Genomic DNA, 26,271 nt, shown 5'->3' on the forward strand with positions numbered 1-26,271 from the left:
GCCATGATCAAACTCTTCAATTCAAGTTCAATCGCTCAATAAACTGCTTAGCTATAAATAAAACACTACTTAAAAAAGTAATGATGAATTTTCAGTTAAGCACCTATTAAGACTTCAAAATTAAAAATATTTTTAAAACAAGTCAATCAACAAGTGCCCACACAGATTGTCTGATACATTGTTAAAGAGCAAAAAACAACGACGCACGTGGAAACTTAAAAACTTCACAACAGTGCGTCGTTGTGTGCGGTGCATTATAGGGATTTTCAAAACCCTTGCAAGTACTTTTTGTAAAAATATTTAAAAAAATGATCTTTTGATGGAAATATAAACATTTCATTAAAAAGTGCGGTTAGAATGCTCAAATTTTTATCGCTATAATTTCTTACGCAATGAAACTTCACCACCATTAAACATCTGGATTTTATTGCCACATAATACTTTTAAATAACCGTGTTCATCTATGCCTTGTTCAATACCTGAAATAACACCTTGTTCAGTCAGCACATTTACTTCACTATTTGAAAACGCATTATATGATTTCCACTCCTGTTGAAATTCCGCATTAATACCATTTTTCTCAAAGATATTTAAACGTGCATACAAATGTTGAATGAGTTTTGGTAATAAGGTTTGTCGCTCTACATCAGGAACTATTTCACATACTTCCGCATAAGGCTGACTAATTTCTGTTTGTTTTGGCAACGACACATTAATACCTACGCCAATCACTAAATTGAGCATACCATTTTTATGGTTAGCGATTTCAACCAAAATTCCACCCAACTTTCTTCCATTAAACAAAATATCATTTGGCCATTTCACTTGCACATTTAGCACCTCGGCAATCGCCAAACCGATGACTAAACTTAATCCCTCAATTGATTTGCTAGGATCAAATGCCCAATAAAAACTAAACATGATTTGTCCGGCAAAAGGGGAAAGCCACTGACGCCCACGTCGACCGCGTCCTGCAGTTTGATATTCAGCCACACAAAGATCACCTTTTTTTAAGGAAGGAATATTTTGTAGTATCCATTCATTTGTAGAGGAAATAATCGGCTGATAATGGATACTATAAGGAAAAAGTGCGGTTGAAATTTGCTGAGGATTTAATAAAGGAAGACTAGGCACTAAGCAATAATTTTGGCTATCAACGACTATTTCCAAGCCTAGCTCACGTAATTGTTTAATGTCCTCTTCAATATCCAGAGAAAACTTTTCCAATTCAAACCGCACTTTCGGCTGACAGTCAGCTAAATATGTCAATAAAGCGAAATTCATCATTTATCCCTTGTGGTAAACGGAGCGAAAATCATAGCACAAATCCAAAAATTTCGTTTTCAAAATCAAGTAAAATCTGTATAATCCCACCGCAATATTTTTTAACTTCAACTTAGCGAGAATATTGCAATGTCATTACGCATTAAACAAGAAGCCCTTACTTTTGACGATGTTCTACTCGTCCCAGCACATTCAACAGTGCTTCCAAATACAGCCAATCTTTCAACCAAACTCACTAAAGAAATTAATTTGAATATTCCTATGCTTTCAGCAGCAATGGATACCGTAACCGAAACCAAACTTGCGATCTCTTTAGCGCAAGAAGGTGGCATCGGCTTTATTCATAAAAATATGACCATTGAACGCCAAGCGGACCGTGTTCGTAAAGTGAAAAAATTCGAAAGCGGTATCGTCTCTGAACCAGTAACTGTTTCACCAAATTTAACGCTTGCCGAACTTGCTGAAATGGTGAAGAAAAATGGCTTCGCTGGCTACCCTGTTGTAGATAGTGAAAATAACCTAATTGGTATCATTACTGGACGCGACACCCGTTTCGTAAAAGATTTGAGCAAAACTGTTTCACAAGTAATGACGAAAAAAGAAGACTTGGTAACAGTAAAAGAAGGGGCGAGTCGCGAAGAAATTTTAGAATTAATGCATCGACACCGTGTTGAAAAAGTATTAGTGGTTAATGATAGCTTCAAACTTAAAGGCATGATTACCGTTAAAGACTTCCAAAAAGCAGAACAAAAACCAAATGCATGTAAAGATGAATTCGGTCGTTTACGCGTAGGTGCCGCTGTAGGTGCAGGCCCAGGTAACGAAGAACGTATTGATGCATTAGTGAAAGCAGGTGTAGATGTATTGTTAATCGACTCTTCACATGGTCACTCTGAAGGCGTGTTACAACGTGTTCGTGAAACCCGCGCGAAATACCCTAATCTTCCAATCGTGGCAGGTAACGTGGCAACCGCTGAAGGTGCAATCGCATTAGCCGACGCAGGAGCAAGTGCAGTGAAAGTAGGTATTGGTCCTGGTTCTATTTGTACTACTCGTATCGTGACCGGTGTAGGTGTTCCACAAATCACCGCTATCGCAGATGCTGCTGCGGCATTAAAAGATCGTGGCATTCCAGTTATCGCGGACGGTGGTATTCGTTTCTCTGGTGATATTGCAAAAGCCATCGCTGCAGGCGCAAGCTGTGTAATGGTTGGCTCTATGTTTGCTGGTACTGAAGAAGCACCGGGTGAAATCGAACTTTACCAAGGTCGTGCATTTAAATCTTACCGTGGTATGGGCTCATTAGGTGCCATGGCGAAAGGCTCTTCAGACCGTTACTTCCAATCGGATAACGCTGCAGACAAACTCGTACCAGAAGGTATCGAAGGCCGTATTCCATACAAAGGTTACTTAAAAGAAATCATCCACCAACAAATGGGTGGTTTACGTTCTTGCATGGGCTTAACTGGCTGCGCAACCATCGAAGAGTTACGCACAAAAGCAGAATTCGTTCGAATCAGTGGTGCAGGCATTAAAGAAAGCCACGTTCATGATGTAACGATTACTAAAGAAGCGCCAAACTATCGTATGGGCTAACAATGAATAAAAGAGCGGTTAAATTTGCCCGCTCTTTTTAACTGTTTCATGTAATAAAAGGAACTATAATGAAGAAATTTATATTACTGATTCCATTTATTCTATCGGCCTGCACATTACTCGGTCCAACTTATACTGGGGAAACAACCGCAGACGATTTACTAAAATATGATACGGCAAGTAACATTAACCTATTTTTCAGAGCAATCCATAATTGTACGCCTAAACAAATTCACACTCAGATCGATGATGTAAAACTAAACAACAAAACTTCCACTGTAGATTTAGTGAATGAAACTTGGACAGTAAAAGGCTGTAATAAGACCGAAACATTTCACATCAAATATATCAGCGATGGACATGGTGGAACTTACATCAATATGACAAAACAAAATTAACATAAGGCAAAAAATGACAAACATCCACAATCACAAAATCCTGATCCTCGACTTCGGTTCACAATATACTCAACTGATTGCGCGTCGTGTGCGTGAAATCGGTGTGTACTGCGAACTTTGGGCTTGGGATGTAACCGAACAACAAATTCGTGAATTTGCCCCAACGGGTATTATTCTTTCAGGTGGTCCTGAGAGTACAACAGAAGAAAATAGCCCTCGTGCACCGGAATATGTATTTAATGCTGGTGTACCAGTATTAGGCGTTTGCTATGGAATGCAAACTATGGCGATGCAACTTGGCGGCTTAACCGAAACGTCTGAGCACAGGGAGTTCGGCTATGCTTCAGTTTCTCTTGAAAATTCCACCGCACTTTTTGCAAATCTTAACGATAATTTAACCGCTTCTGAGCCGAAATTAGACGTTTGGATGAGCCACGGCGATAAAGTCACTCGTTTACCTCAAAATTTCCAAGTAACAGGGACTACACCAACTTGCCCAATTGCTGCAATGTCAGACGAAAACCGTCGTTTCTACGGCGTACAATTCCACCCAGAAGTAACCCACACCAAAAAAGGTTTAGAATTATTAACTAATTTTGTTGTGAATATCTGTGGTTGCGAAACTAAATGGACTGCAGAAAACATCATTGAAGACGCTGTGGCTCGCATTAAAAAGCAAGTGGGCGATGATGAAGTGATTTTAGGTTTATCTGGTGGTGTGGACTCTTCTGTGGTTGCATTACTTTTACACCGTGCTATCGGCAAAAACTTACACTGCGTATTCGTGGATAATGGTTTGCTTCGCTTACACGAAGGCGATCAAGTCATGGAAATGTTCGGTGACAAATTCGGTTTAAATATTACCCGTGTTGATGCTGAAAGCCGTTTCTTAGGCGAACTTGCTGGCGTATCGGATCCTGAAGCAAAACGTAAAATTATCGGTAAAGTATTCGTTGATGTATTCGATGATGAATCGAAAAAACTGACTAACGTGGAATGGTTAGCACAAGGTACGATCTACCCTGACGTGATCGAATCTGCAGCAAGCAAAACCGGTAAAGCACATGTGATTAAATCACACCACAACGTAGGTGGCTTACCAGACTATATGAAACTTGGTTTAGTTGAACCGCTACGTGAATTATTTAAAGATGAAGTACGAAAAATCGGTTTAGCATTAGGCTTACCAGCTGAAATGATCAACCGCCACCCATTCCCTGGCCCAGGCTTAGGCGTGCGTGTATTAGGCGAAGTGAAAAAAGAATACTGCGATTTATTACGCCGTGCAGATGCAATCTTTATCGAAGAATTACGCAATAGCGGTTGGTATGAAAAAACCAGCCAAGCCTTCAGCGTATTCTTACCAGTGAAATCTGTAGGTGTGATGGGCGATGGTCGTAAATACGATTGGGTTATTTCCCTACGCGCGGTAGAAACCATTGATTTTATGACCGCACATTGGGCTCATTTACCTTATGATTTATTAGGCAAAGTGTCTAACCGCATCATCAATGAAGTGAATGGCATTTCCCGCGTCGTATACGACATCAGCGGAAAACCACCAGCGACAATCGAGTGGGAATAGAAAATCTCTATTTCAGATACTTTCTAATTATTTCAGTAACTTTAATAAGTGCGGTTAATTTTCACCGCACTTTATTTTTGTTTAAAAGCCCTTCTATGCCAATCACAATGAGACTTAACCAAATAGGCACATAAGTAAAATAATCGCTTGTGGTTATTTGATTATCTAGCACAAAGACAGCTATTAAAAAAAGCAATATGGGTTCAATATAACTCAACACCGCAAAAATACTAACTGGAATTTGTTGGCTTGATTTTAAGTTGGCTGAAAGCGAAATCGCACTCACAATACCAAGTGCTGGTAGCAATAACCAATAACGATATTCTTGCGTAACCAAAGAAAGCGTATCGCTTTGAGAACGAATATAAATAAAACAAGGAATTGAAATTAAAATAATATCCAATGTAATTCCTTGTAGAGCTGGGATTTTCATCCATTTACGGCTTAGATAATAAAATGGATAAACCGTACAAACCCACAAGCTTGTCCATGAAAAACTTTGAGTGTGCCATAATTCATGTACAACACCGCAGGCAGCCAGTAAAAGCGCGATTTTCTGAATAAATGATAAGCGTTCTTTTAACCAAGCCCATCCTAAAATAGCCATGATCAGAGGGAAAAGAAAATATCCCATCGCAATATTTATCCCTTCGCCATTTAGCGGTGCCCACATAAAGAGCCAGAATTGACTTCCCGCATCTAATGTCCCCAGTAAAAATAAAATCCAACGTGTCCAACTTTTTCCTAACGTTGTCGTAATAAGAGACAAAAGAGAGCGGCAACCAATAGTCGGGAATAAAATTAAAAGTAGCCCAAAGATCATGGTTAACATACGCCACGCAAAAACATCCGTTCCGCTAAGTGGTTGGAGCCATACACTAAATAGATACAATATGCCAAATAAACATTGTGAAAAAATGCACAATAATACGCCTTGAGTGACTACTTTCATCTTGGGCCTCATCTTATTAATACGATTATTATAAAAGCCCAAGGCAATAAAAAATCTCAACTTTATTTTTATTATGATAATATTTTTCTCAATTATTACATTTTTGAGAAATTATCTTATGCAAACACTGGATAAATTAGATCGTCATATTTTGAATGTATTACAACAAGATACCATGATTCCGTTAAAAGAACTGTCAGAGAAAGTGAATAGTTCCGTTGCAACCTGTCAACGACGTGTACAAGCATTAACTGATTCAGGCGTTATTACAAAACGAGTTGCAGTCGTTTCCCCAAAAGCCGTTGGGCGTACGATTAGCGTATTTGTCATGGTCGAAATGGATAATCAACACTCTTATTATCAAGAGCAATTTGAACGAAAAATGCGCCAAGAAGACGAAGTGGTGAGCTGTTACGAAATCTCAGGGGACTATGATTTTATGTTACTACTCCATGCAAAAGATATGGAAAGCTATCACGCATTCACACGTCGAGTATTGACGGGTGAATTTCATGTAAGAACTTATAAAAGTTTATTTATAATGAATTTTACCAAAGCAGATAGTGGAATTATCTTATAGAACAGCACAGTAAATTTTGCTCTTCTCCCACCAAGTGGAGCTCAATAATTACCGATAAATTCAACTGAAATTAAAAGGACTGAGTCCGATACAATATCGTCGTCAATCCTTTAAATAAATAGTCTAGTTTTTGAGGTCAAAGAAAATTTACCGCACTTTTCTTATGAACCTAAACGCTGACGTACAATTTCAAATAAACATACCCCTGTTGCGACAGATACATTTAATGATGAAACTGAACCAGCCATTGGAATGCTAATCAGCTGATCGCAATGTTCACGTGTTAAACGACGCATCCCTTCGCCTTCTGCTCCCATAACAAGTGCTAGTGGCCCTGTCAGTTTGCTTTGATAAATGGTTTCAGTTGCTTCGCCAGCAGTGCCAACCACCCAAATGTTATGATTTTGCTGTAAATCGCGCAGTGTGCGAGAAAGATTGGTTACACGAATTAACGGCACGGTTTCTGCCGCGCCACAAGCAACTTTACGCGCGATAGATGTTAATTGTGCTGATTTATCTTTCGGTACGATCACAGCCACTGCGCCCGCTGCATCAGCTGTTCGCAAACATGCTCCCAAGTTGTGTGGATCCGTCACACCATCTAAAACTAATAAAAGCGGATTTTGTTTATTCGCAAGAATTTCATCAAGATCATTTTCATTCAGCTCTTTTGCCGCTTGTACGCGAGCAATGACACCTTGATGAACTTCGCCATCAGCTTTTTTATCGAGTGTTTGTCGATTAACAAATTGCACACCAATTCCTAGAGAATAAAGTTCATTTAAGAGTGGCTGTAGACGTTTATCTTCACGGCCTTTAAGAATGAAGACTTCAATTAAACGTTCTGGTGAATGGGTTAAAATACTATTAACAGCATGAATGCCGTAGATTTGTTCTGACATAAATTTCTCTTTTTCTTATTTGAATTTTTAATTCATTCTTAAAATAGGAAGTGAATTATTTTCGTTTTCTAGATGTTTTCTTCGAAACTTCTTTCTTTTTTACCGCACTTTTTCGTTTCTGGGATGTTTTAGACGGTAGTTCTTTAAAGACTTTCTTGGCTTTTTCTTTCGCCGTTTTTCCAGCACGACGAGGTTTACGTTCACTCCCCATCAGCGAGAAATCGACCATTTTATTTTCTAAATGTACCGCTTCAACTTTGATGCGAACTTTATCGCCTAAGCGATATTGCATTCCACTATTTTCGCCGATTAAACGCTGTTTTGCTGCATCAAATTGGTAATAATCGTTTTCTAAGGTAGAAATATGGACTAAACCATCGATGAATAAATCATCTAAGCGTACAAATAAACCAAATCCAGTCACAGATGAAATGACTCCGCTAAATTCACCGCCAACATGATCTTGCATATATTCGCATTTCAACCAATCTGCCACTTCACGAGTGGCGTCGTCAGCACGGCGTTCCGTCATTGAACAGTGATTGCCAAGTAAATCCATTTCATCAAAAGAGTAATGATAACCGCCAGTATCCGTTGTTTTACGTTTAGCGCCTTGTTCTTTAGCGAGTAAATACTTGATGCCTCGATGAAGTGTTAAGTCAGGATAACGGCGAATTGGTGAAGTAAAGTGAGCATACTCTTCCAAAGCCAAACCAAAGTGCCCAATATTATCAGCATGATAGACAGCTTGACTTAATGAACGTAGCAACATTGTTTGAATAAGTTCATGATCTGGTCGTTCTTTAACTTTTTCTAAGAGAGCAGCATAGTCTTTTGTGGTTGGTTTTAAGCCACCTTCTAAAGTTAAACCAAACTCACTTAAGAAAGTGCGGAACGATGTTAATTTTTCTTCGCTAGGGGTGGCATGAATACGATATAACGCAGGTTCTTTATGTTTTTCCATAAAATTAGCTGCTGCGATATTCGCAAGAATCATACATTCCTCAATGATTTTGTGGGCATCATTGCGAACAACGGGTTCAATGCGCTCAATTCTCCCCATTGCATTAAAAATAAACTTAGTTTCAATGGTTTCAAAATCGATCGCACCACGTTGATGACGCGCACTAAGCAAAGCTTGATAGAGTTTATAAAGTTCTTCTAAATGAGGCACCAGCGTAGAATAACGAGTGTGTAATTCTTCATCGCCTTCAAGCATTTTGGCTACTTTGGTATAAGTGAGGCGGGCGTGAGAATTCATCACTGCTTCATAAAAGCGATAATCTGTGAGCTTACCTTTGGCAGAAATTTGCATCTCACACACCATACACAAACGATCCACTTGTGGGTTAAGAGAGCATAAGCCGTTCGATAAAATTTCAGGTAGCATGGGTACAACTCGGTTCGGAAAATAAACCGAGTTACCACGATTATGCGCTTCTACATCTAAAGCGGAACGTAAACGTACGTAATAACTGACATCCGCAATCGCTACCCAAAGTTTCCAGCCTTTGCCATGTTTTTCACAATAAACAGCATCGTCAAAATCACGAGCATCTTCGCCATCAATGGTCACAAGCGGTAAATGGCGTAAATCTACACGCCCTTTTTTGGCTTCTTCAGGGACTTCTTCAGTGAATTTTTTTACGTATTTTTCCACCGCACTTGGAAATTTATAGGGAATATCGTGGTTACGCAAGGCGATTTCTACTTCCATTCCTTTCGCCATATTATCGCCTAGAATTTCAGTGATTACGCCAATTGGCTGGTTAAAACTGGCTGAGCGTTCTTGCAATTCGACAACGACAACTTGTCCCATGCGAGCACCATTACGATGTTCATTTGGCACGAGAATATCTCGGCCAATTCTGCTGTCATCAGGTATCACATAGCTAAAACCGTTTTCTAAGAAAAAGCGACCCACAATTTGTTTTTTACGACTTTCTAATACGCGTACAATTCTCACTTCACGGCGACCACGACGATCTAATCCAGCAGGCTGAGCTAAGACAAAATCTCCATGCATGACTCTTTGCATTTGATGGTTTGGAATGAATAAATCATCCTTTTTGCCATCGACCTGTAAAAAACCAAAACCTTCGCGATGACCAATTACAGTGCCTTTAAATAAATCTAATTTTTCTGGCAAGGCATAGCGTTTACGTTTGGTGAACACTAATTGGCCGTCATTTTCCATCGCTCGTAACCGGCGACGCATCGCTTCTATTTGATCTTCATTTCGAATGGAAAGTGCGGTCAAAATTTCATCCCGATTCATCGGTGCATTATTGTCTCGAATAACGCTTAAAATAAATTCACGGCTTGGAATTGGATTGCCGTATTTTTCCAATTCTCGTTTGTAATGCGGATCTTGGTTAATTAAGTTTTTACGTTTTTTTGTCATTATTTTTTTACAGTTTTAAAAAGTGCGGAGAGTTTGACACTGTAAGGGGGATAATGCAAGATGGGGGGAGGTTTATTTATCAGTAAAACCAATGAACTTTTTCAATGTGCAAATAAACACCTATTTTTCTTTTTTATTTTTTGTTAAAGTTTAAAACCCTTAATTATTATTCATTTGACAAAAGGAACAATATTATGACAATCATTAAGCAAGCAAGCAAGCAAGCAAGCAAGCAAGCAAAATAGTCTAACCCGCCTTTCTTTAATTAGCCTACTTATTTCTACTTCTTTTTATTCTATCCAATCTTTTGCCGTTGATCCAAAATGGACACCTGAGTATGGGACTGCTCCCAGTAATGTTATTTGGGGAATAGCCTTGGGGGATGACAGTAAAGTGTTCAATCCTGAAAATGGCAAATCTCACGGAGCTGCCGCCATCGGTGGAAATTCTCAAGCAAAAAACTTGGGCTCTTTAGCGGTGGGTTATGAGGCACAAGCAGGTTTAGGCGATAAGGGCGGGAATTTCAGTACTGCTATTGGTGCAAAAACCAAAGCACCCAAAGGCGGGGTTGCACTTGGCTTCAGTGCAGAAGCTGAAGGAGAAAACTCTCTTGCCATCGGTTCTGCTGCAAAAAGCAAGGACGGATACGGTGCAACCGCTTTCGGCACAGGAAGCCGTGTAGAAAAACTAGAAAAAGGTAAAAAGAATACTATTCAAGGACAAGACAACAAAAGCATTGAAGTGGATGAAAATGGCAAAGCAACCAAAATTAATATTAAACGTGAAAGTGAACAATCTTTAATCGAAAAGCAGGGTGAAACCTATGGAGCAATAGCTTTTGGTTTGAAAGCATCTTCGCATAACTTATTCAGCACAGCCTTGGGGGCATTTTCTACGGTTGCCGCGGTTGAAGGTACTGCCGTCGGCGGCGGTAGTCAGGTAACCGGCTATCGCGGTTCTGCTTTCGGTATGCACAGCAAGGCAGAAGCAGAAAAAAGTTTAGCTTTGGGTTATGAAAGCGAATCAACCGCTTATAACTCCGTTGCTTTGGGCGCAAGTTCACTTGCTAACCGTCCTAACACCGTTTCTGTAGGCGATAGTAATTATAATCTTTACCGTCAAATCACTAATGTCGCCGATGGTACAGAAGATTATGATGCAGTTAATGTGCGTCAATTAAATGCGGTAGAAGCTAAAATTGGTGGTATTGGTAATCAATTTACTAATATCAATAACCACTTAGATCGTGTAGATACTCGTATGAATAGAGTGGGTGCTAGTGCAGCAGCGTTAGCTTCATTGAAACATGCAAATTTAGGTGTAGATGATAAATTTGCTGTTTCAGTGGGAGTTGGTAATTATAAGAATACGCAAGCAATGGCGGTTGGAGCTGTATTTAAACCTTCTGAAAATGTGTTACTGAATCTTTCTGGAAGTATGTCTGGCTCAGAAAAAATGCTTGGTGCAGGAATTTCTTGGAAGTTCGGCAATAAACATAAACCTAATTTATCTACACAAAGTGCGGTTGATTCTGCGGAAGTTTTGCAATTGCGACAAGAAGTGTCGGCAATGCAAAAAGAATTGGCTGAATTGAAAAAAGCATTAAGAAAATAATCTTTAAACTGAGTGATTAGGGGCGTGATGTACGCCCTTTTTTATTTATCTATTTAAATATTGTAGATATTCAAATGGGTTATAGTTAACCTTTTGGGGAAGGATAAAATCTGCACTCGTGATGAGTGCAGATAGAAAGTGAATTAAGCAGATTTTTTGGTAAAGCCAATATAGGCGCAGAATATAAATCCAAGCACTAAAGCGTAAGGCGTAAATTCACCAATGCCAGAACCTGAAGCAGCAAGGCTTAAACGATGTGCAGCGGCTGCACCTAAAAGCATACCAAGCACAAAAATAGCGGAGTCATTATCACCTTCACCAAGATGAACTAAATGTTTGCCAGGACAACCACCGCCAAGGGCGAAGCATAAACCGCACAGTGCCATGCCGAGGAAGTTCCAAAGATATTGATTATGTGCACCAGGTTGTTGTTCAAACCCTAAATGGAATTGACCAAGTAAAGCATTAGTAATTGTGGCAAACACCACTAGAGCGATGACACCGTTCAATAAGGAAGAATCACGGAATAGAATGAAATTGCGGAATGCACCGATTGAGCAGAAACGTGATTTTTGCATTAATACGCCTACGATTAGCCCACCTACTAAAGATAATGCCCAAAATGCATGTTGTGTGCCAGGGCCTTTTTGTGAGAAATAAAGAGGTAAGCCTTCGCCAAAACTAAATTGTGTGATAACGCCAATAAGTAATAAACCCGCGATAATGACAGAAATCCAGCCTGTAACAGGAGCTTGTTCTTTTGCTTTGCCGAGCGAAAATCCTCGATTGCTAAAGAAAATTCCACCTAGTACACCGACGAATAAACCGACTATACCGGCAATCGCAGATAAATCGCCACCGCCTAAACGCAAATATGCGCGCCATGGACAACCTAAGAATGTTAGGGCACCAATCATGGCAAATGCGCCTAAAATTAAGCGTATGAATGGTGATGAACCGCCACGAGCACGAAATTCTTTCGCAAATAATGCACTCACTAACGCACCAAATATTAATCCGATGAGCTCGGGGCGAATATATTGAAGTGGAGCGGCTTGATGTAAGCCAATGGAGCCAGCTGTATCGCGTAAGAAACAGGCTGCGCAGAATCCCATATTGCCGGGATTTCCGCTATAAGTAAGGAGTGGAGCGATGATACCAAGTGCAGCACCTGCAACCACAGGCCATTTTGATCCTTTCATAATGAAACCCTTGTGATATCTAAAGTTAAACTAAATTGTGTACTCTCGAATACTCGAAAAGCTCGTTCATTTTAATCTAAGAAGTTAAATGGTAAAGAAGGTTTTGATGAAAAGATGAGATAAATCAAAAATTTGCTACGAAAAAAGTGCGGTAAAATTTTTATTGATTTCCGTAATGAAAATAAAAGATCTATACTAACGCCATTCATTTTTTACTCGGAAGATACGATGACAGAACGTTCAGCCAATATCATTACCCACGATCCTTTTGGTAGCTTGCTTGGATATGCGCCTGGTGGCGTGGCAATTTATTCCTCAGATTATAATACTGCAGATGATAAAGAGTTCCCGAATGATGCCGCATTTCGCAGTTATCTAGGGCGAGAATATATGGGCTATAAATGGCAGTGTGTGGAATTTGCACGTCGTTATTTATATCTCAATCATGGTGTTGTGTTTGCCGATGTCGGTATGGCATACGAGATCTTTTCTTTACGTTTTTTACGCCAAGTAGTGAACGATGCCTTGTTGCCCTTGCAGGCATTTGCTAATGGTTGCAAACGGAAACCTCAAGCAGGTTCCTTATTAATTTGGCAAGAAGGGGGCGAATTTAAACACACGGGACATGTGGCAATTATCACTGAGGTGTTGCCTGATAGCGTTCGAATCGCCGAGCAAAATGTGATTCATTCCCGTTTGCCGAGTGGTCAGCAATGGACGCGTGAATTGCCGATGATTGTTTCAGAACAAGGTTATTTTCTACAAGATACTTTTGATGATACCCAAATTCTTGGTTGGATGATTCAAACAAACGACACTGAATTTTCAGAACCCCAACCTTTTCCAAAATCAACCGCACTTCGGTTACAAGCTCATCATGTTGACAATCATGGACAATTTAGTGGGAAATGGTTAAATGAAAATGAACCATTTGATACAGCTTATATCAAGGCGATGGGCGGGCATAAAGTGAGCCATTCTGATCAATATCGCTATTTTTCTATATCTGAAAGTGCTCAACAAGAATTAATTCACGCCACTAATGAACTGCATTTAATGTATTTACATGCAACAGACAAGGTACTTAAAGATGATAACCTGTTGCAGTATTTCAATATTCCGAAGCTCCTTTGGCCACGCTTAAGACTTTCTTGGCAAAATCGCCGTTATCAGACGATTACAGGTCGTTTAGATTTCTGTATGAGTGAACGAGGTTTGAAAGTTTATGAATATAATGCAGACTCAGCCTCTTGCCATGCTGAAGCGGGCGATATTATGAATCGTTGGGCAAAACAAGCTGGTGGCGTATTGGGGGAAAATCCGTCTGATGGCTTGCGTAATGCGTTAGCTGATTGTTGGCAACATAGTCAAGCCTCAAAATTAGTTCATATTTTGCAAGATCATGATGATGAAGAAGATTATCACGCTATGTTTATGCAACAGGCATTAGTGCAGGCGGGATTTCAAGCCAAAATTATTCATGGCACGGAAGGTTTACATTGGGATAATCGTGGTCGCCTGATTGATGATGAAAATAACCAAGTTCAAACCGTTTGGAAAACCTGGGCGTGGGAAACTATGTTGGAACAACTTCGTGAAGATGCAACAGGAATGGAAGTCGCTCCACCTATTCGTACAGGTTATCCTGAAGATAAAGTGCGGTTAATTGACGTTCTACTTCGCCCAGAAGTGTTGGTTTATGAACCACTTTGGACGGCAATTCCAAGCAATAAAGCAATTTTGCCTGTGCTTTGGTCTTTATTCCCTAATCATCGTTATTTGTTAGAGGCAAGTTTTCATCTCACACCAAACTTAATTCAGAATGGCTATGCACAAAAACCAATTGCAGGTCGCCGAGGTGATAACGTTAAATTGATTGGTGAAAATAATTCCATGCTAGACACAACCGATGGCCAGTTTAGTCAGCAAGATAGTATTTATCAACAGCTTTGGTGTTTACCACAAGTAGAAGATCAATATTTGCAAATCTGTACTTTTACCGTTGGAGGGCATTATGGTGGCACTTGCCTACGTTCTGATTCGACTCGAGTGATTGTAGGCAATAGTGATATGCAACCATTGAGAGTATTAAAGGATAAACAAAATAGCTTGTGATATTAAGAATGGGTTTTACGCAATGCTTTTCCAATTAAAATGCTTGCAACTAACATCACTAAAGTCGGAACCAACCAAGCCATTCCTTCAGATGAAAGAGGGAAGTGTTCCAATAATGAATTAATGCTTTCTGGTAACATTTTAACGTTATTTAAGCTGTCACATAAACTAAAACAAACAGTTACGATTAATGTGCTGTTGTATGTAAATTTTATTGATGGAAGTTTTTTGCGTAAGAATTGCAATAATACAAGCACAATCGCTACCGGATAAATTAATAACAAAGCAGGGATCGTTATGCGAAGTAGATCCGTTAAACCATATTGTGAAACAGTGATTGTCATTGCGGTAAAAAGTGCGGCCCAGAATGGGTAAGAGAAACGCACAGAGAACTTTGAAAAATAGTCAGCGGCAGCACTCGTTACACCTACAAGGGTTGTTAAGCTCGCTAATACAATAATACCCGCCATAATCCAAGTTCCAGCAGAACCGAATAAGACATTTACATAACGAGAGAAAATTTGTCCGCCATTAGTTGCACCTTCTGCAACTGCAGCACTAGTCGCGCCTAGATAAAAAAGCGAAAAATATAAACCCGCCAGTAAGATGACCGAAACAAATCCAGCTGAGATAGTGTATTTCACGATGTCTTTGGGTTGAGTTACATTTTTTGCTGCGAGTGCACGAGCGACGATTCCACCGAAAGCAATAGCTGCGAGTACGTCCATGGTTTGATAACCGCTGGTTAAGCCGATTAATAAAGAATGGCCATTTTCATACGCTTTACTTGGCGCTTGAATCTCAGATAAAGGTGAAATGAAGACAGTGACGGCTACAGCAACTAATAATACAAGCAATGCCGGTGTCATGAATTTACCAACACTTGAAATAATGGTGTTTGGGCGAATCATAAAGCCCATCGCGATTAAGTTAAAAATGAGTGAAAAGAGGAAACGAACACTCGCATTATCTTCCACTAATCCTAAAGGTAACCACGCCATTTCGTAAGCAACATTTGTGATACGTGGCATTGCAAAGGTGGAGCCAATGGTTAGATAAAGTATAACAAGAAAACCTGTGCCCGCCCATTTAGGTAAATCTTTCGTGAGTTCTTCACCACGACCTAAAATAGATACAATAACAAGTGTAATAAAAGGCATTAAAACGCCGGTTAATACAAAACCGAAGGAGGCACCTGCCCAATGCTGTCCAGCAGTGAAGCCTTCCATTGGCGGAAAAATGATGTTACCTGCACCTAAAAATAAGGCGAAGATCATCATTCCTAAAACGATAATATCTTTACGTGAAAACATAATTTTTGACTCTAAAAATAAAAAGGCCTGCATTCTACTACAAAGTGTAGAAAATCCCTATTCTGTAAAACTAAAAATGTGAATTTCGTCACAATATGAAGAATCTTATCGACAATTCGATAAAAATCCCTGCAAAATTGACCGCACTTTTCCCTTTTAGGGCAAAAATATGCTAGGATTCAGCCTTTGTTAATTTTTTGTTATTTATTTTTGGAAGGAGTTTGCGTGGTACAACTGATTCAACGCTTTTTAAAATTAGAATCCGCTGGTGGTATTTTGTTGCTTTTTTCTGCTGCAGTAGCGATGTTGCTGGCTAATTCGCCATTAAGCAGTCAATATAATGATTTTTTGAATTTGCCAGTCAGTTTGCAAATTGGCAGTTTCTCTATTAATAAAACCTTAATCCACTGGATTAACGATGGTTTTATGGCAGTATTTTTTGTGCTAGTTGGAATGGAAGTAAAAAAAGAATTATTTGAAGGCGCGCTTTCTACCTATCAACAAGCGATTTTCCCTGCTATTGCTGCTGTAGGCGGAATGATCGTGCCTGCGTTAGTTTATTGGTTTATTGCAAAACAGGATCCTAGCCTTGCAAACGGCTGGGCTATTCCTATGGCGACAGATATCGCTTTTGCGCTTGGCATCATGGCATTATTGAGTAAGCAAGTGCCATTGCCTCTCAAGATTTTTTTACTCGCACTCGCTATTATTGATGACTTAGGCGCGATTGTTGTCATCGCTTTGTTCTTCTCTCATGAATTAAGTGTGCAGGCTCTAATTTTCTCAGGTATTTCTATTTTGACTTTGGTTTTATTAAACCGCTTTAGAGTTAGCGCTCTTTGTGCCTATATGGTGATAGGGGCAATTTTATGGGCATCTGTTTTAAAATCTGGTGTTCATGCGACTTTGGCTGGCGTGATTATTGGTTTTTGCATTCCATTAACAGGTAAAAAAGGTGAACGACCATTACATGATTTTGAGCACATTTTAGCACCTTGGTCATCCTTCGTTATTTTACCGCTCTTTGCTTTTGCTAATGCGGGCGTTAGTTTTGACGGTATTGATGTGAGTATGATTTCATCGCCATTATTATTGGCTATCGCGTGCGGTTTAATTATCGGTAAACCAGTCGGCGTTTTTGGATTTAGTTATATCTCCGTTAAGTTGGGATTAGCTAAATTACCGGATGGAATCAATTTTAAACAAATTTTTGCGGTCGCAGTTTTATGTGGTATCGGCTTTACGATGTCAATGTTCTTAGCAAGCCTTGCTTTTGATGCAGATGCTGGAGAAAGTGTCAATACGCTTTCTCGTTTAGGTATTTTACTTGGTTCAACCGTTTCAGCAACGCTTGGGTATTTATTCTTAAAACAAACGGCAAAACGAAGCTAATCATACACAAAGTGCGGTAAATTGAGCTGCAGCCCTAAAAGTTGGACTAAATAAGCGACCGATGACATACAAAGCATGTCAAGAAAAGAAAACTATCTAGACAATGCGGAAATAGAAAGTTTATTTGGTCGATTAAAAACGGAATGTTTTTATAGTTGGAGTTTAACTAAAATTAAAAGGACTGAGTCCGATACAATATCGTCATCAGTCCTTAAGTAAATAGCCCAGTTTTTTAGGCTCAGATGAAATTTACCGAACTTTTTTAATACCTATTGTCTAGCTTGAACTTCTGCGTTGGCGTAATCAATGGTAACAACCTTACCAGGTAATAACGCACCAGATAGAATTTGTTGTGCCAAGCTGTTTTCGATCTCTTGTTGAATTGCACGTTTCAATGGACGCGCGCCATAAATTGGGTCGTACCCCACTTCACCAATGAAATCTAATAAAGCATCGGTAAACACCAATTCGTAACCACGAGTTTCCATACGTTTTGTCAAACGTTCTAATTGAATATTGGCTATTGCACGGATATTTTCTTTACCAAGCGGATGGAATACCACGGTCTCGTCAATACGGTTGATAAATTCCGGGCGGAAATGTTGCCCCACTACAGACATCACTAAGGCTTTCATTTCGCTATAGCTTTCATCTTTGTTACCTTGGATTAAATCAGAACCTAAGTTAGAGGTCATGATCACCACCGTATTACGGAAGTCCACAGTACGACCTTGCCCGTCAGTTAAACGACCATCATCTAACACTTGCAACAAGATGTTGAACACATCTGCATGGGCTTTTTCCACTTCATCGAGCAAAATGACCGAATATGGACGACGACGAACAGCCTCAGTTAAATAACCACCTTCTTCATATCCAACATAGCCTGGAGGTGCACCAACTAAGCGAGAGACACTGTGTTTTTCCATAAACTCTGACATATCAATGCGCACCATCGCATCTTCACTATCAAACAAGAATTTAGCCAAGGTTTTACAAAGCTCTGTTTTACCCACACCTGTTGGCCCAAGGAACAAGAAAGAACCAATTGGGCGATTAGGATCAGAAAGACCAGCGCGGCTACGACGAATCGCGTTCGCGACGGCATCAACCGCTTCTTCTTGACCAATCACTCGTTTATGTAGTTCATCTTCCATGCGCAAGAGTTTTTCTTTCTCGCCTGCCATCATTTTTGATACTGGAATGCCTGTGGCTTTAGAAAGCACTTCTGCGATTTCTTCATCCGTGACGCGATAGCGTAAAAGCGTCATTTCTTTTCCTTCGCTAGTTTCAGCTTGCTCAAGTTGCTTTTCAAGAGCAGGGATGCGGCCATATTGCAACTCAGACATTTTAGCTAAATCACCCGCACGACGAGCTTGTTCTAGTTCGGTTTTTGCAGTATCTAATTCTTGTTTAATATGTTGAGAGCCAGAAAGCGTTGCTTTTTCAGATTTCCACACTTCTTCAAGTTCAGCATATTCACGTTCTTTTTCAGCCAATTCTTTCTCTAACATTTCTAAACGTTTGCGACTTGCTTCGTCTTCTTCTTTTTGTAACGCTTGTTGTTCCAATTTTAATTGAATAATACGACGTTCAAGACGATCCAGCGGTTCAGGTTTAGAATCTATTTCCATACGAATGCTAGACGCCGCTTCATCAATCAAATCAATCGCTTTATCAGGTAACTGACGATCGGAAATATAACGATGTGAAAGCGTTGCCGCAGCGACAATCGCAGGGTCAGTAATATCTACATGGTGGTGAATTTCATAACGTTCTTTCAAACCACGTAAGATCGCAATAGTATCTTCTACACTTGGTTCGTCCACAAATACTTTTTGGAAACGGCGTTCAAGTGCGGCATCTTTTTCAATATATTGACGATATTCGTCTAACGTTGTTGCACCCACACAATGTAATTCACCGCGCGCTAAACTTGGTTTTAATAAGTTACCCGCATCCATCGCACCATCGGTTTTACCCGCGCCGACCATAGTATGAATTTCATCAATAAAGAGGATAACGCGACCTTCTTCTTTCGAAAGTTCATTGAGAACCGCTTTTAAACGCTCTTCAAATTCACCACGATATTTCGCACCAGCAATCAACGCCCCCATATCTAATGAAAGTACGCGTTTATTTTTCAAACCTTCTGGCACTTCACCATTTACAATGCGTTGTGCCAAACCTTCGACAATAGCGGTTTTACCTACACCCGGCTCACCAATTAACACTGGGTTGTTTTTGGTACGACGTTGTAATACTTGAATGGCTCGACGAATTTCTTCATCACGTCCAATTACAGGATCAAGTTTGCCACTTTCTGCACGAGCAGTTAAATCAATTGTATATTTTTCTAATGCTTGTCTGCTTTCTTCTGCATTTTGATCGTTCACGTTTTGTCCCCCTCTAATTTGCTGAATGGCTTGCGAAATTTGTTCTTTTTTCGCACCGCACTTTTTCAAAATATCGCTGAGCGCTCCTCGTTCTTCTAAAGCTGCAAGCAAAAACAATTCGCTCGAAATAAATTTATCTTGGTTTTGTTGTGCAAATTTATCGCATAAATTAAGTAAATTAATGAGCTGGCGTGAAAGTTGTACATCACCGCCATTGCCAATAACCTGTGGCAATTTATTTAGTTCAGTCTTTAATTCATTACGCAATAAAGTTACATTTACGCCACTTGCAGTTAAAATTGGTGCAATTGAACCGCCCTGTTGATTTAACAGTGCAGTCAATAAATGCACGGGTTCAATAAATTGATTATCTTTTCCGATAGCAAGTGATTGTGCTTCGCTTAAAGCTTCTTGGAACTTTGTTGTAAATTTTTCAATGTTCATACACTTTCCTCAATTTGGTTTTGGCTTTCGCCGTTTGCTCAAATTAAGTAAGATCGTTTAAAAGGATTTCAAGAGAAAAAATGAAATATTTTTGATTTTATCTATCAATAAAAATTTGATGATAGGTTTCAACCTACCAAAATATCGAACAGTGGCACATCCCAATGCTCAGTGGGAAGATTTTCTACTTGCTGACATTGATGCGCTAAACCAACTGGAATAAAAGACTTATTTTGCCAATTCTGCAAGGTGCGATCATAAAATCCACCGCCCATGCCAAGGCGGTTTCCCTGTTTATCAAAAGCCACCAATGGCGTAAACAAAATATCCAGTTCATTTAATGGCAAAACATTTTGAACATTCAGCTTTGGCTCCCAAATACCAAACTGATTTTGTTTCATTGGCGTATCAGGTAAATAGCGTAAAAACAATAAATGATGTTTAGTAAAAGGATGTAAAACAGGCAAATACACATTTTTGTTTTGCATCCAAAGGGATTGGATTAAGGCTTTTGTAGAAATTTCGCCATCAAAAGAAAAATATAATGCAATATTTTGGGCTTGTCGTTGCTCGATAAGATTTAACGCCTGTTGAGTAACCGATTGCTCAGCTTTTTTCTGTTGAAGTGCGGTTAAATTTGCTCGTATTTTTCGAATGTCAGAGCGGATTTGCTGGCGTTTTTGAGTATTCATAGACATGAAAGGAGAAGATAGAACCCAGAGTGCCGCTGCGGGCAGTAGTCCTTGAACCCGACGGTTCAAGGAAATCAGTTGATACCGTTTTCAGGTTTCTTAGCCCAATGAACGAGTCAAAGGTTAAGCCTACACACCAACGATAGGAAACCAATTTATAAGATTTAAAGTATCGGCTCAGGGACATAGCCTACTGACGAACACTCCAGGTAATTCTTATGGTTTTATACTAGCCCAAATTCTCAGTATTGACTAGCATTTATTTGTCAATTTTAACGAGTTGATTATAAAACAACAAAAGAGTGTGATAACACAAATTAGTTTTGGGTATTTATTGATCTTGGAAAGAAGAATCTAAAGAATATTGCGGTGACTTAAATGATTTTTAACTAATTGCTCTGAATTAGTTAGATCTTTTAATTTGAAAAAATCTCAGCTCTATTTCACCGCACTTTCCAATTTAATATTGTTCTTTATTTACACGAATATTTTCTAACGAATGATCTAATTGTTGGATACCCATTCTCAATACCTCTTCAATTTTAGCCGCTTTATTTTTTTCTTGGCTTAATTCAAAACTCAAATTAAGCGCCACAATAGAAAGCACACGATCAAGCTGAATAAGACCAGTCTTTTCTTTCATTTCAGAAACCAATATATCTAAATTACGGGCAGCTTGGCGCAATAATTCCTCTTGTTCAACGGGCACGTTTAAACGCAAGACTTGACCCAAAACTAAAATTTCGACCAATTTTAACGACATTTGATTTCCTTAAATTAAATATTTGAGTGGCTGATATTATGCCATAGCAAAAAACGTTCGTCACAAATTTTACATTGAATCCGCCGTTCGCTCATCACCATAAATTACGCTATAATGCCCGCATTTTTCAGTTTAAAACGAGATTTTTATGGCCCAAATTGCAACAAATCCGCTTGTGCTAGTGGATGGTTCTTCTTATTTATATCGTGCATTTCATGCCTTTCCTCCTTTAACCAATGCAGCAGGTGAGCCAACGGGTGCAATGTATGGCGTGTTAAATATGCTAAAAAGCCTCATCTCACAAGTACAGCCCACTCATATAGCTGTTGTTTTTGATGCAAAAGGGAAAACATTTCGTGATGAAATGTTTGAACAATATAAATCTCACCGACCACCAATGCCTGATGATTTACGCAAACAAATTCAGCCTTTGCACGATATGATTCGTGCATTGGGGATTCCGCTTTTAGTGGTGGAAGGGGTTGAAGCTGATGATGTGATCGGCACGCTCGCACGACAAGCATCTCGTTTGGGTAAAAAAGTGCTCATTAGTACTGGCGATAAAGATATGGCACAATTAGTTGATGACAATATTATGCTCATCAACACCATGAATAATAGCTTATTGGATCGCGAGGGTGTGATTGAAAAATACGGTATTCCACCTGAACTCATCATTGATTATCTAGCACTCATGGGCGATAGTGCAGATAACATTCCGGGCGTTGCTGGCGTTGGCGAAAAAACCGCACTTGGTTTACTACAAGGCATCGGAAGCATGGCCGAGATTTATGCTAATCTTGAAAAAGTAGCGGAATTGCCGATTCGTGGGGCGAAAAAACTAGGTGAAAAATTATTAGCGGAAAAAACTAATGCCGATCTTTCTTATACATTAGCAACAATCAAAACGGATGTTGAACTTAACGTGACAACAGATGAATTGTTGCTTGGAGAAAGCCAAAATGATCAACTCATTGAATATTTTGCTCGCTACGAATTTAAACGCTGGCTTAATGAAGTGATGAATGGAGCTGACTCCATAACCCAAACCACTGAACAGCCAGTGAAAATGAACCAGTATCAAGCGACATCACCAGCTCAAAATTCGGTGGGAAATAGTGCGGTGGAAAATACGCCTAAAATTCAAATCGATCGTACAAAATATGAAACCTTGCTCACTCAAACGGATTTAACCCGCTGGATTGAAAAACTCAATGCAGCAAAACTCATTGCAGTCGATACTGAAACAGACAGTCTTGATTATATGTCTGCGAATTTAGTGGGTATCTCTTTTGCTCTTGAAAATGGCGAAGCCGCTTATTTACCATTGCAATTAGATTATTTGGATGCGCCAAAAATACTTGAAAAATCGACCGCACTTGCTGCTATCAAACCCATTTTAGAAAATCCTAATATTCACAAAATTGGACAAAATATTAAATTTGATGAAAGTATTTTTGCCCGTCATGGCATTGAATTACAAGGTGTTGAATTTGATACGATGTTGCTTTCTTATACGCTAAATAGTACTGGTCGTCATAATATGGACGATTTAGCTAAACGTTATTTAGGCCATGAGACTATTGCATTTGAAAGCATTGCAGGAAAAGGGAAAAGTCAGCTTACGTTTAATCAAATTCCATTAGAACAAGCCACTGAATACGCAGCAGAAGATGCTGATGTGACCATGAAATTACAACAAGCACTGTGGTTGAAACTGCAAGAAGAACCAACGCTTGTTGAATTGTATAAAACAATGGAATTACCATTACTTCATGTGCTTTCTCGTATGGAACGTACAGGCGTTTTGATTGATAGTGATGCCCTCTTTATACAATCTAACGAAATTGCCACAAGATTAACCGCACTTGAGGAACAAGCTTACGCATTAGCGGGACAGCCATTTAATTTGGCCTCCACCAAACAATTACAAGAAATTTTGTTCGATAAACTTGGGCTACCTATTTTACAAAAAACGCCAAAAGGTGCGCCATCAACAAATGAAGAAGTATTGGAAGAATTAGCCTATAGTCACGAATTACCCAAAATTTTGGTTGAACATCGTGGGTTGAGCAAACTCAAATATACTTACACGGATAAACTGCCTCAAATGGTCAATTCACAAACGGGGCGAGTGCATACCTCTTATCATCAAGCAGTCACGGCGACAGGACGTTTATCATCTAGTGATCCAAACCTACAAAATATCCCAATTCGGAATGAAGAAGGTCGTCGTATTCGACAAGCATTTATCGCGCGTGAAGGTTATTCTATTGTCGCCGCTGACTATTCTCAAATTGAGTTACGCATTATGGCGCATCTTTCCGGCGATCAAGGCTTAATTAACGCCTTCTCTCAAGGCAAGGATATTCATCTCTCCACCGCAGCTGAAATCTTCGGTGTATCATTAGATGAAGTCACCAGCGAGCAACGTCGCAATGCTAAAGCAATTAATTTCGGCTTAATTTATGGAATGTCCGCGTTTGGACTTTCACGCCAACTTGGTATTTCTCGTCCTGATGCACAAAAATATATGGATTTATATTTCCAACGCTATCCGAGTGTACAGCAATTTATGACCGATATCCGTGAAAAAGCGAAAGCACAAGGCTATGTGGAAACGCTATTTGGTCGTCGTTTATATTTACCTGATATTAATTCTAGCAATGCCATGCGTCGTAAAGGGGCGGAACGCGTAGCGATAAATGCACCGATGCAAGGCACGGCTGCGGATATTATTAAACGAGCGATGATTAAACTTGATGAAGTAATCCGTCACGATCCAGATATTGAAATGATTATGCAAGTACATGATGAATTAGTGTTTGAAGTGCGGTCAGAAAAAGTAGAATTTTTCCATGAGCAAATTAAACAACACATGGAAGCCGCTGCTGAATTAGTTGTTCCGTTGATTGTGGAAGTGGGTGTTGGACAAAATTGGGATGAAGCGCACTAAGGAATTTAATCATGAATAAAGTTATTAAAAGTCGCCACTTTACGGCAGAACGTGCTTGGGGAGCCCTCGATATTACCAATATGAATGGTATTTCGGTGCGTCTGCACTGGACAGATAAACCTTACAAATGGCATATCAATGACGGTGAAGAAGTCTTTGCTGTCATGGATGGTACGGTGGAAATGCGCTACAAAGAAGATGGTCAAGAGAAAGCCGTATTGCTCCATACGGGTGATATTTTTTATGCGGGTATCGGTACCGAACATGTTGCTCATCCACAAGGTGAAGCGCGTATATTAGTCATAGAGAAAGAAGACAGTATTTAACAAATTAAAAAGAATTTTATGAATCAAGAAAGACTTAACGAAATTGAAAAACCATTACTCCACATCGTTAAACATGATGTTGTGCCAGCCCTAGGCTGTACTGAACCCATTTCTCTTGCGCTCGCATCTGCTACAGCGGCTAAATATTTAGGCAAAACACCTGAACGTATTGAAGCCAAGGTGTCGCCAAACTTAATGAAAAATGGATTGGGCGTTGCAGTACCGGGAACGGGCATGGTGGGATTACCCATTGCTGCGGCAATTGGCGCATTAGGCGGTAATCCAGATGGCGGTTTAGAAGTATTAAAACATATTACGCCAGAGCAAGTTATTGCCGCTAAATCTATGCTTGAACAAAAATTAGTGAGTGTAGATATTCATCAAACCGAACATATTTTATATTCAGAATCAACATTGTTTGCCGATAATGATTACATAAAAGTAGCCATTCAAGATCAGCATACCAATGTTATTTTGATCGAAAAAAATGGTGAAATCATTTTTCAGAAAGTGGAAGATGAATGTACTAATTGCGATCCTTATGAGGTTTTTAAACAAATTAGTGCACGCGAGATTTTTGAATTTTCCAATGCAGTTGAATTAGAAAAAATTCGTTTTATTAGTCAAGCTGCAGAGCTTAATCGAGCGCTTTCAGATGAAGGTTTGCGAGAAAATTATGGATTGCATATTGGCCGCACATTGAGAAAACAAGTGGGTAGCGGTTTAATTTCTGATGATTTGCTAAGCAAAATTATGATTGAAACCACCGCCGCATCAGATGCAAGAATGGGCGGAGCAACGTTGCCTGCGATGAGCAATTCTGGTTCGGGCAATCAAGGAATCGCTGCAACGATGCCTGTTGTCGTTGTTGCAGATTATCTCAAGGTGAGTGAAGAAAAACGAATCCGCGCACTTTTCTTATCACACTTAATGGCCATTTATATTCATAGTAAATTACCAAAACTCTCCGCACTTTGTGCCGTGACTACAGCATCAATGGGAAGTTGCGCTGGCATTGCATATTTACTCACAGGAAAATTTGAAACAGCCAGTATGGGCATTTGCAGTATGATTGGCGATATTAGTGGCATTATCTGTGATGGTGCAGCCAATAGTTGCGCCATGAAAGTCTCCACCAGCGTTGCTTCAGGCTATAAATCGGTACTTATGGCAATGGATGAAACCCACGTTACTGGCAATGAAGGTATTGTCGAACACGATCTTGATCGAACCATTGATAATCTCTGCGCTATTGCATCAAAAAGTATGCAACATATCGACAGACAAGTTATTGAAATTATGGTAAGCAAGCCTTGTCCTTAACGAAAATAAAGTGCGGTGAAAAATAAAGAAATTT

19 protein-coding genes and 1 other RNA gene are annotated in these 26,271 nt (G+C 39.6%); 10 read left to right on the forward strand and 10 right to left on the reverse strand.

Annotation, left to right across the window (positions count from 1 at the left end; translation table 11 throughout):
* Window positions 1-375 precede the first annotated feature (375 nt).
* Window positions 376-1,284, reverse strand: coding sequence for a bifunctional biotin--[acetyl-CoA-carboxylase] ligase/biotin operon repressor BirA (birA, locus tag DV434_RS04685; protein ID WP_192881485.1), 909 nt, complete (start codon window positions 1,282-1,284; stop codon window positions 376-378).
* Window positions 1,285-1,413: 129 nt separating this feature from the next.
* On the opposite strand from birA, the gene guaB reads away from it, so the two are divergent.
* From guaB to guaA, 3 genes are all read left to right on the forward strand, one after another.
* Window positions 1,414-2,880 (forward strand): IMP dehydrogenase, encoded by a 1,467-nt coding sequence (guaB, locus tag DV434_RS04690; protein WP_118785304.1) that lies wholly within the window; start codon window positions 1,414-1,416, stop codon window positions 2,878-2,880.
* Between the two features lie 68 nt (window positions 2,881-2,948).
* Window positions 2,949-3,278 (forward strand): hypothetical protein, encoded by a 330-nt coding sequence (locus tag DV434_RS04695; protein ID WP_005646998.1) that lies wholly within the window; start codon window positions 2,949-2,951, stop codon window positions 3,276-3,278.
* A gap of 13 nt (window positions 3,279-3,291) precedes the next feature.
* A complete protein-coding gene (gene guaA / locus DV434_RS04700; protein ID WP_118785305.1) occupies window positions 3,292-4,863 on the forward strand; it encodes a glutamine-hydrolyzing GMP synthase in 1,572 nt (523 codons plus the stop codon).
* A gap of 61 nt (window positions 4,864-4,924) precedes the next feature.
* Here guaA and rarD read toward each other — a convergent pair whose 3' ends face one another.
* Window positions 4,925-5,815: an EamA family transporter RarD gene (rarD, locus tag DV434_RS04705; protein WP_192881476.1), complete on the reverse strand. Its 891-nt coding sequence runs from the start codon at window positions 5,813-5,815 to the stop codon at window positions 4,925-4,927.
* Window positions 5,816-5,933: 118 nt separating this feature from the next.
* Between rarD and DV434_RS04710 the strand changes: the two genes are divergently transcribed.
* Window positions 5,934-6,395 (forward strand): Lrp/AsnC family transcriptional regulator, encoded by a 462-nt coding sequence (locus DV434_RS04710; RefSeq protein WP_118785307.1) that lies wholly within the window; start codon window positions 5,934-5,936, stop codon window positions 6,393-6,395.
* A 161-nt stretch (window positions 6,396-6,556) separates the two neighbouring features.
* Here DV434_RS04710 and rlmB read toward each other — a convergent pair whose 3' ends face one another.
* A complete protein-coding gene (gene rlmB, locus DV434_RS04715) occupies window positions 6,557-7,297 on the reverse strand; it encodes a 23S rRNA (guanosine(2251)-2'-O)-methyltransferase RlmB (protein WP_118811508.1) in 741 nt (246 codons plus the stop codon).
* A 55-nt stretch (window positions 7,298-7,352) separates the two neighbouring features.
* A complete protein-coding gene (rnr, locus tag DV434_RS04720) occupies window positions 7,353-9,701 on the reverse strand; it encodes a ribonuclease R (protein ID WP_118811509.1) in 2,349 nt (782 codons plus the stop codon).
* A gap of 375 nt (window positions 9,702-10,076) precedes the next feature.
* Here rnr and DV434_RS04725 point away from each other — a divergent pair, with 375 nt between their 5' ends.
* Window positions 10,077-11,315, forward strand: coding sequence for a YadA-like family protein (locus tag DV434_RS04725; protein WP_239994343.1), 1,239 nt, complete (start codon window positions 10,077-10,079; stop codon window positions 11,313-11,315).
* Between the two features lie 143 nt (window positions 11,316-11,458).
* Here DV434_RS04725 and yedE read toward each other — a convergent pair whose 3' ends face one another.
* On the reverse strand, window positions 11,459-12,517 hold the full coding sequence (yedE, locus tag DV434_RS04730) for a YedE family putative selenium transporter (RefSeq protein WP_118811511.1): 1,059 nt from the start codon (window positions 12,515-12,517) through the stop codon (window positions 11,459-11,461).
* Window positions 12,518-12,745: 228 nt separating this feature from the next.
* Here yedE and gss point away from each other — a divergent pair, with 228 nt between their 5' ends.
* Window positions 12,746-14,632 carry a bifunctional glutathionylspermidine amidase/synthase gene (gene gss, locus DV434_RS04735; RefSeq protein WP_118811512.1) on the forward strand — a complete coding sequence of 629 codons (1,887 nt, stop codon included), beginning with the start codon at window positions 12,746-12,748 and terminating at the stop codon, window positions 14,630-14,632.
* 2 nt (window positions 14,633-14,634) lie between these two features.
* Here gss and brnQ read toward each other — a convergent pair whose 3' ends face one another.
* Window positions 14,635-15,945 (reverse strand): branched-chain amino acid transport system II carrier protein, encoded by a 1,311-nt coding sequence (gene brnQ, locus DV434_RS04740; RefSeq protein ID WP_118811529.1) that lies wholly within the window; start codon window positions 15,943-15,945, stop codon window positions 14,635-14,637.
* A gap of 225 nt (window positions 15,946-16,170) precedes the next feature.
* Here brnQ and nhaA point away from each other — a divergent pair, with 225 nt between their 5' ends.
* The gene (nhaA, locus tag DV434_RS04745; RefSeq protein ID WP_192882518.1) at window positions 16,171-17,337 is read left to right on the forward strand and encodes a Na+/H+ antiporter NhaA; all 1,167 of its coding nucleotides are present in this window, start codon (window positions 16,171-16,173) and stop codon (window positions 17,335-17,337) included.
* Window positions 17,338-17,606: 269 nt separating this feature from the next.
* On the opposite strand, the gene clpB is transcribed toward nhaA, so the two are convergent.
* From clpB to DV434_RS04765, 4 genes are all read right to left on the reverse strand, one after another.
* Complete coding sequence (gene clpB, locus DV434_RS04750) at window positions 17,607-20,177, reverse strand: ATP-dependent chaperone ClpB (RefSeq protein ID WP_118785311.1); 2,571 nt, start codon at window positions 20,175-20,177, stop codon at window positions 17,607-17,609.
* Between the two features lie 128 nt (window positions 20,178-20,305).
* Complete coding sequence (locus tag DV434_RS04755; RefSeq protein ID WP_114909450.1) at window positions 20,306-20,869, reverse strand: 5-formyltetrahydrofolate cyclo-ligase; 564 nt, start codon at window positions 20,867-20,869, stop codon at window positions 20,306-20,308.
* A gap of 17 nt (window positions 20,870-20,886) precedes the next feature.
* Window positions 20,887-21,084, reverse strand: a non-coding RNA gene (gene ssrS / locus DV434_RS04760) — 6S RNA.
* 245 nt (window positions 21,085-21,329) lie between these two features.
* Window positions 21,330-21,632, reverse strand: a complete 303-nt coding sequence (locus tag DV434_RS04765; RefSeq protein ID WP_118785312.1) for a cell division protein ZapA — start codon at window positions 21,630-21,632, stop codon at window positions 21,330-21,332.
* A 148-nt stretch (window positions 21,633-21,780) separates the two neighbouring features.
* Here DV434_RS04765 and polA point away from each other — a divergent pair, with 148 nt between their 5' ends.
* Genes polA through DV434_RS04780 form a run of 3 tightly spaced genes read left to right on the forward strand, consistent with a single transcriptional unit; the run spans window position 21,781 to window position 26,237 of the window.
* Entirely contained in the window at window positions 21,781-24,588 is a 2,808-nt protein-coding gene (gene polA / locus DV434_RS04770; protein ID WP_118811513.1) for a DNA polymerase I, read from the forward strand.
* 11 nt (window positions 24,589-24,599) lie between these two features.
* Entirely contained in the window at window positions 24,600-24,914 is a 315-nt protein-coding gene (locus DV434_RS04775; RefSeq protein WP_005632128.1) for a cupin domain-containing protein, read from the forward strand.
* A gap of 18 nt (window positions 24,915-24,932) precedes the next feature.
* Window positions 24,933-26,237, forward strand: coding sequence for an L-cysteine desulfidase family protein (locus DV434_RS04780; protein ID WP_118785314.1), 1,305 nt, complete (start codon window positions 24,933-24,935; stop codon window positions 26,235-26,237).
* Window positions 26,238-26,271: the final 34 nt, after the last annotated feature.

This window comes from Haemophilus haemolyticus, assembly GCF_003493685.1.
In the GTDB taxonomy this organism is placed as follows: domain Bacteria; phylum Pseudomonadota; class Gammaproteobacteria; order Enterobacterales; family Pasteurellaceae; genus Haemophilus; species Haemophilus haemolyticus_O.

Excerpts from the sequence above, each read along its gene's own strand:
- guaB (WP_118785304.1), top strand. The coding sequence starts at position 1,414 with ATGTCATTACGCATTAAACAAGAAGCCCTTACTTTTGACGATGTTCTA.
- DV434_RS04710 (WP_118785307.1), top strand. The coding sequence starts at position 5,934 with ATGCAAACACTGGATAAATTAGATCGTCATATTTTGAATGTATTACAA.
- DV434_RS04765 (WP_118785312.1), bottom strand. The coding sequence starts at position 21,632 with ATGTCGTTAAAATTGGTCGAAATTTTAGTTTTGGGTCAAGTCTTGCGT.
- rnr (WP_118811509.1), bottom strand. The coding sequence starts at position 9,701 with ATGACAAAAAAACGTAAAAACTTAATTAACCAAGATCCGCATTACAAA.
- rarD (WP_192881476.1), bottom strand. The coding sequence starts at position 5,815 with ATGAAAGTAGTCACTCAAGGCGTATTATTGTGCATTTTTTCACAATGT.
- DV434_RS04695 (WP_005646998.1), top strand. The coding sequence starts at position 2,949 with ATGAAGAAATTTATATTACTGATTCCATTTATTCTATCGGCCTGCACA.
- DV434_RS04755 (WP_114909450.1), bottom strand. The coding sequence starts at position 20,869 with ATGAATACTCAAAAACGCCAGCAAATCCGCTCTGACATTCGAAAAATA.
- clpB (WP_118785311.1), bottom strand. The coding sequence starts at position 20,177 with ATGAACATTGAAAAATTTACAACAAAGTTCCAAGAAGCTTTAAGCGAA.
- rlmB (WP_118811508.1), bottom strand. The coding sequence starts at position 7,297 with ATGTCAGAACAAATCTACGGCATTCATGCTGTTAATAGTATTTTAACC.
- yedE (WP_118811511.1), bottom strand. The coding sequence starts at position 12,517 with ATGAAAGGATCAAAATGGCCTGTGGTTGCAGGTGCTGCACTTGGTATC.
- birA (WP_192881485.1), bottom strand. The coding sequence starts at position 1,284 with ATGAATTTCGCTTTATTGACATATTTAGCTGACTGTCAGCCGAAAGTG.
- DV434_RS04775 (WP_005632128.1), top strand. The coding sequence starts at position 24,600 with ATGAATAAAGTTATTAAAAGTCGCCACTTTACGGCAGAACGTGCTTGG.
- polA (WP_118811513.1), top strand. The coding sequence starts at position 21,781 with ATGGCCCAAATTGCAACAAATCCGCTTGTGCTAGTGGATGGTTCTTCT.
- brnQ (WP_118811529.1), bottom strand. The coding sequence starts at position 15,945 with ATGTTTTCACGTAAAGATATTATCGTTTTAGGAATGATGATCTTCGCC.
- guaA (WP_118785305.1), top strand. The coding sequence starts at position 3,292 with ATGACAAACATCCACAATCACAAAATCCTGATCCTCGACTTCGGTTCA.
- gss (WP_118811512.1), top strand. The coding sequence starts at position 12,746 with ATGACAGAACGTTCAGCCAATATCATTACCCACGATCCTTTTGGTAGC.
- DV434_RS04780 (WP_118785314.1), top strand. The coding sequence starts at position 24,933 with ATGAATCAAGAAAGACTTAACGAAATTGAAAAACCATTACTCCACATC.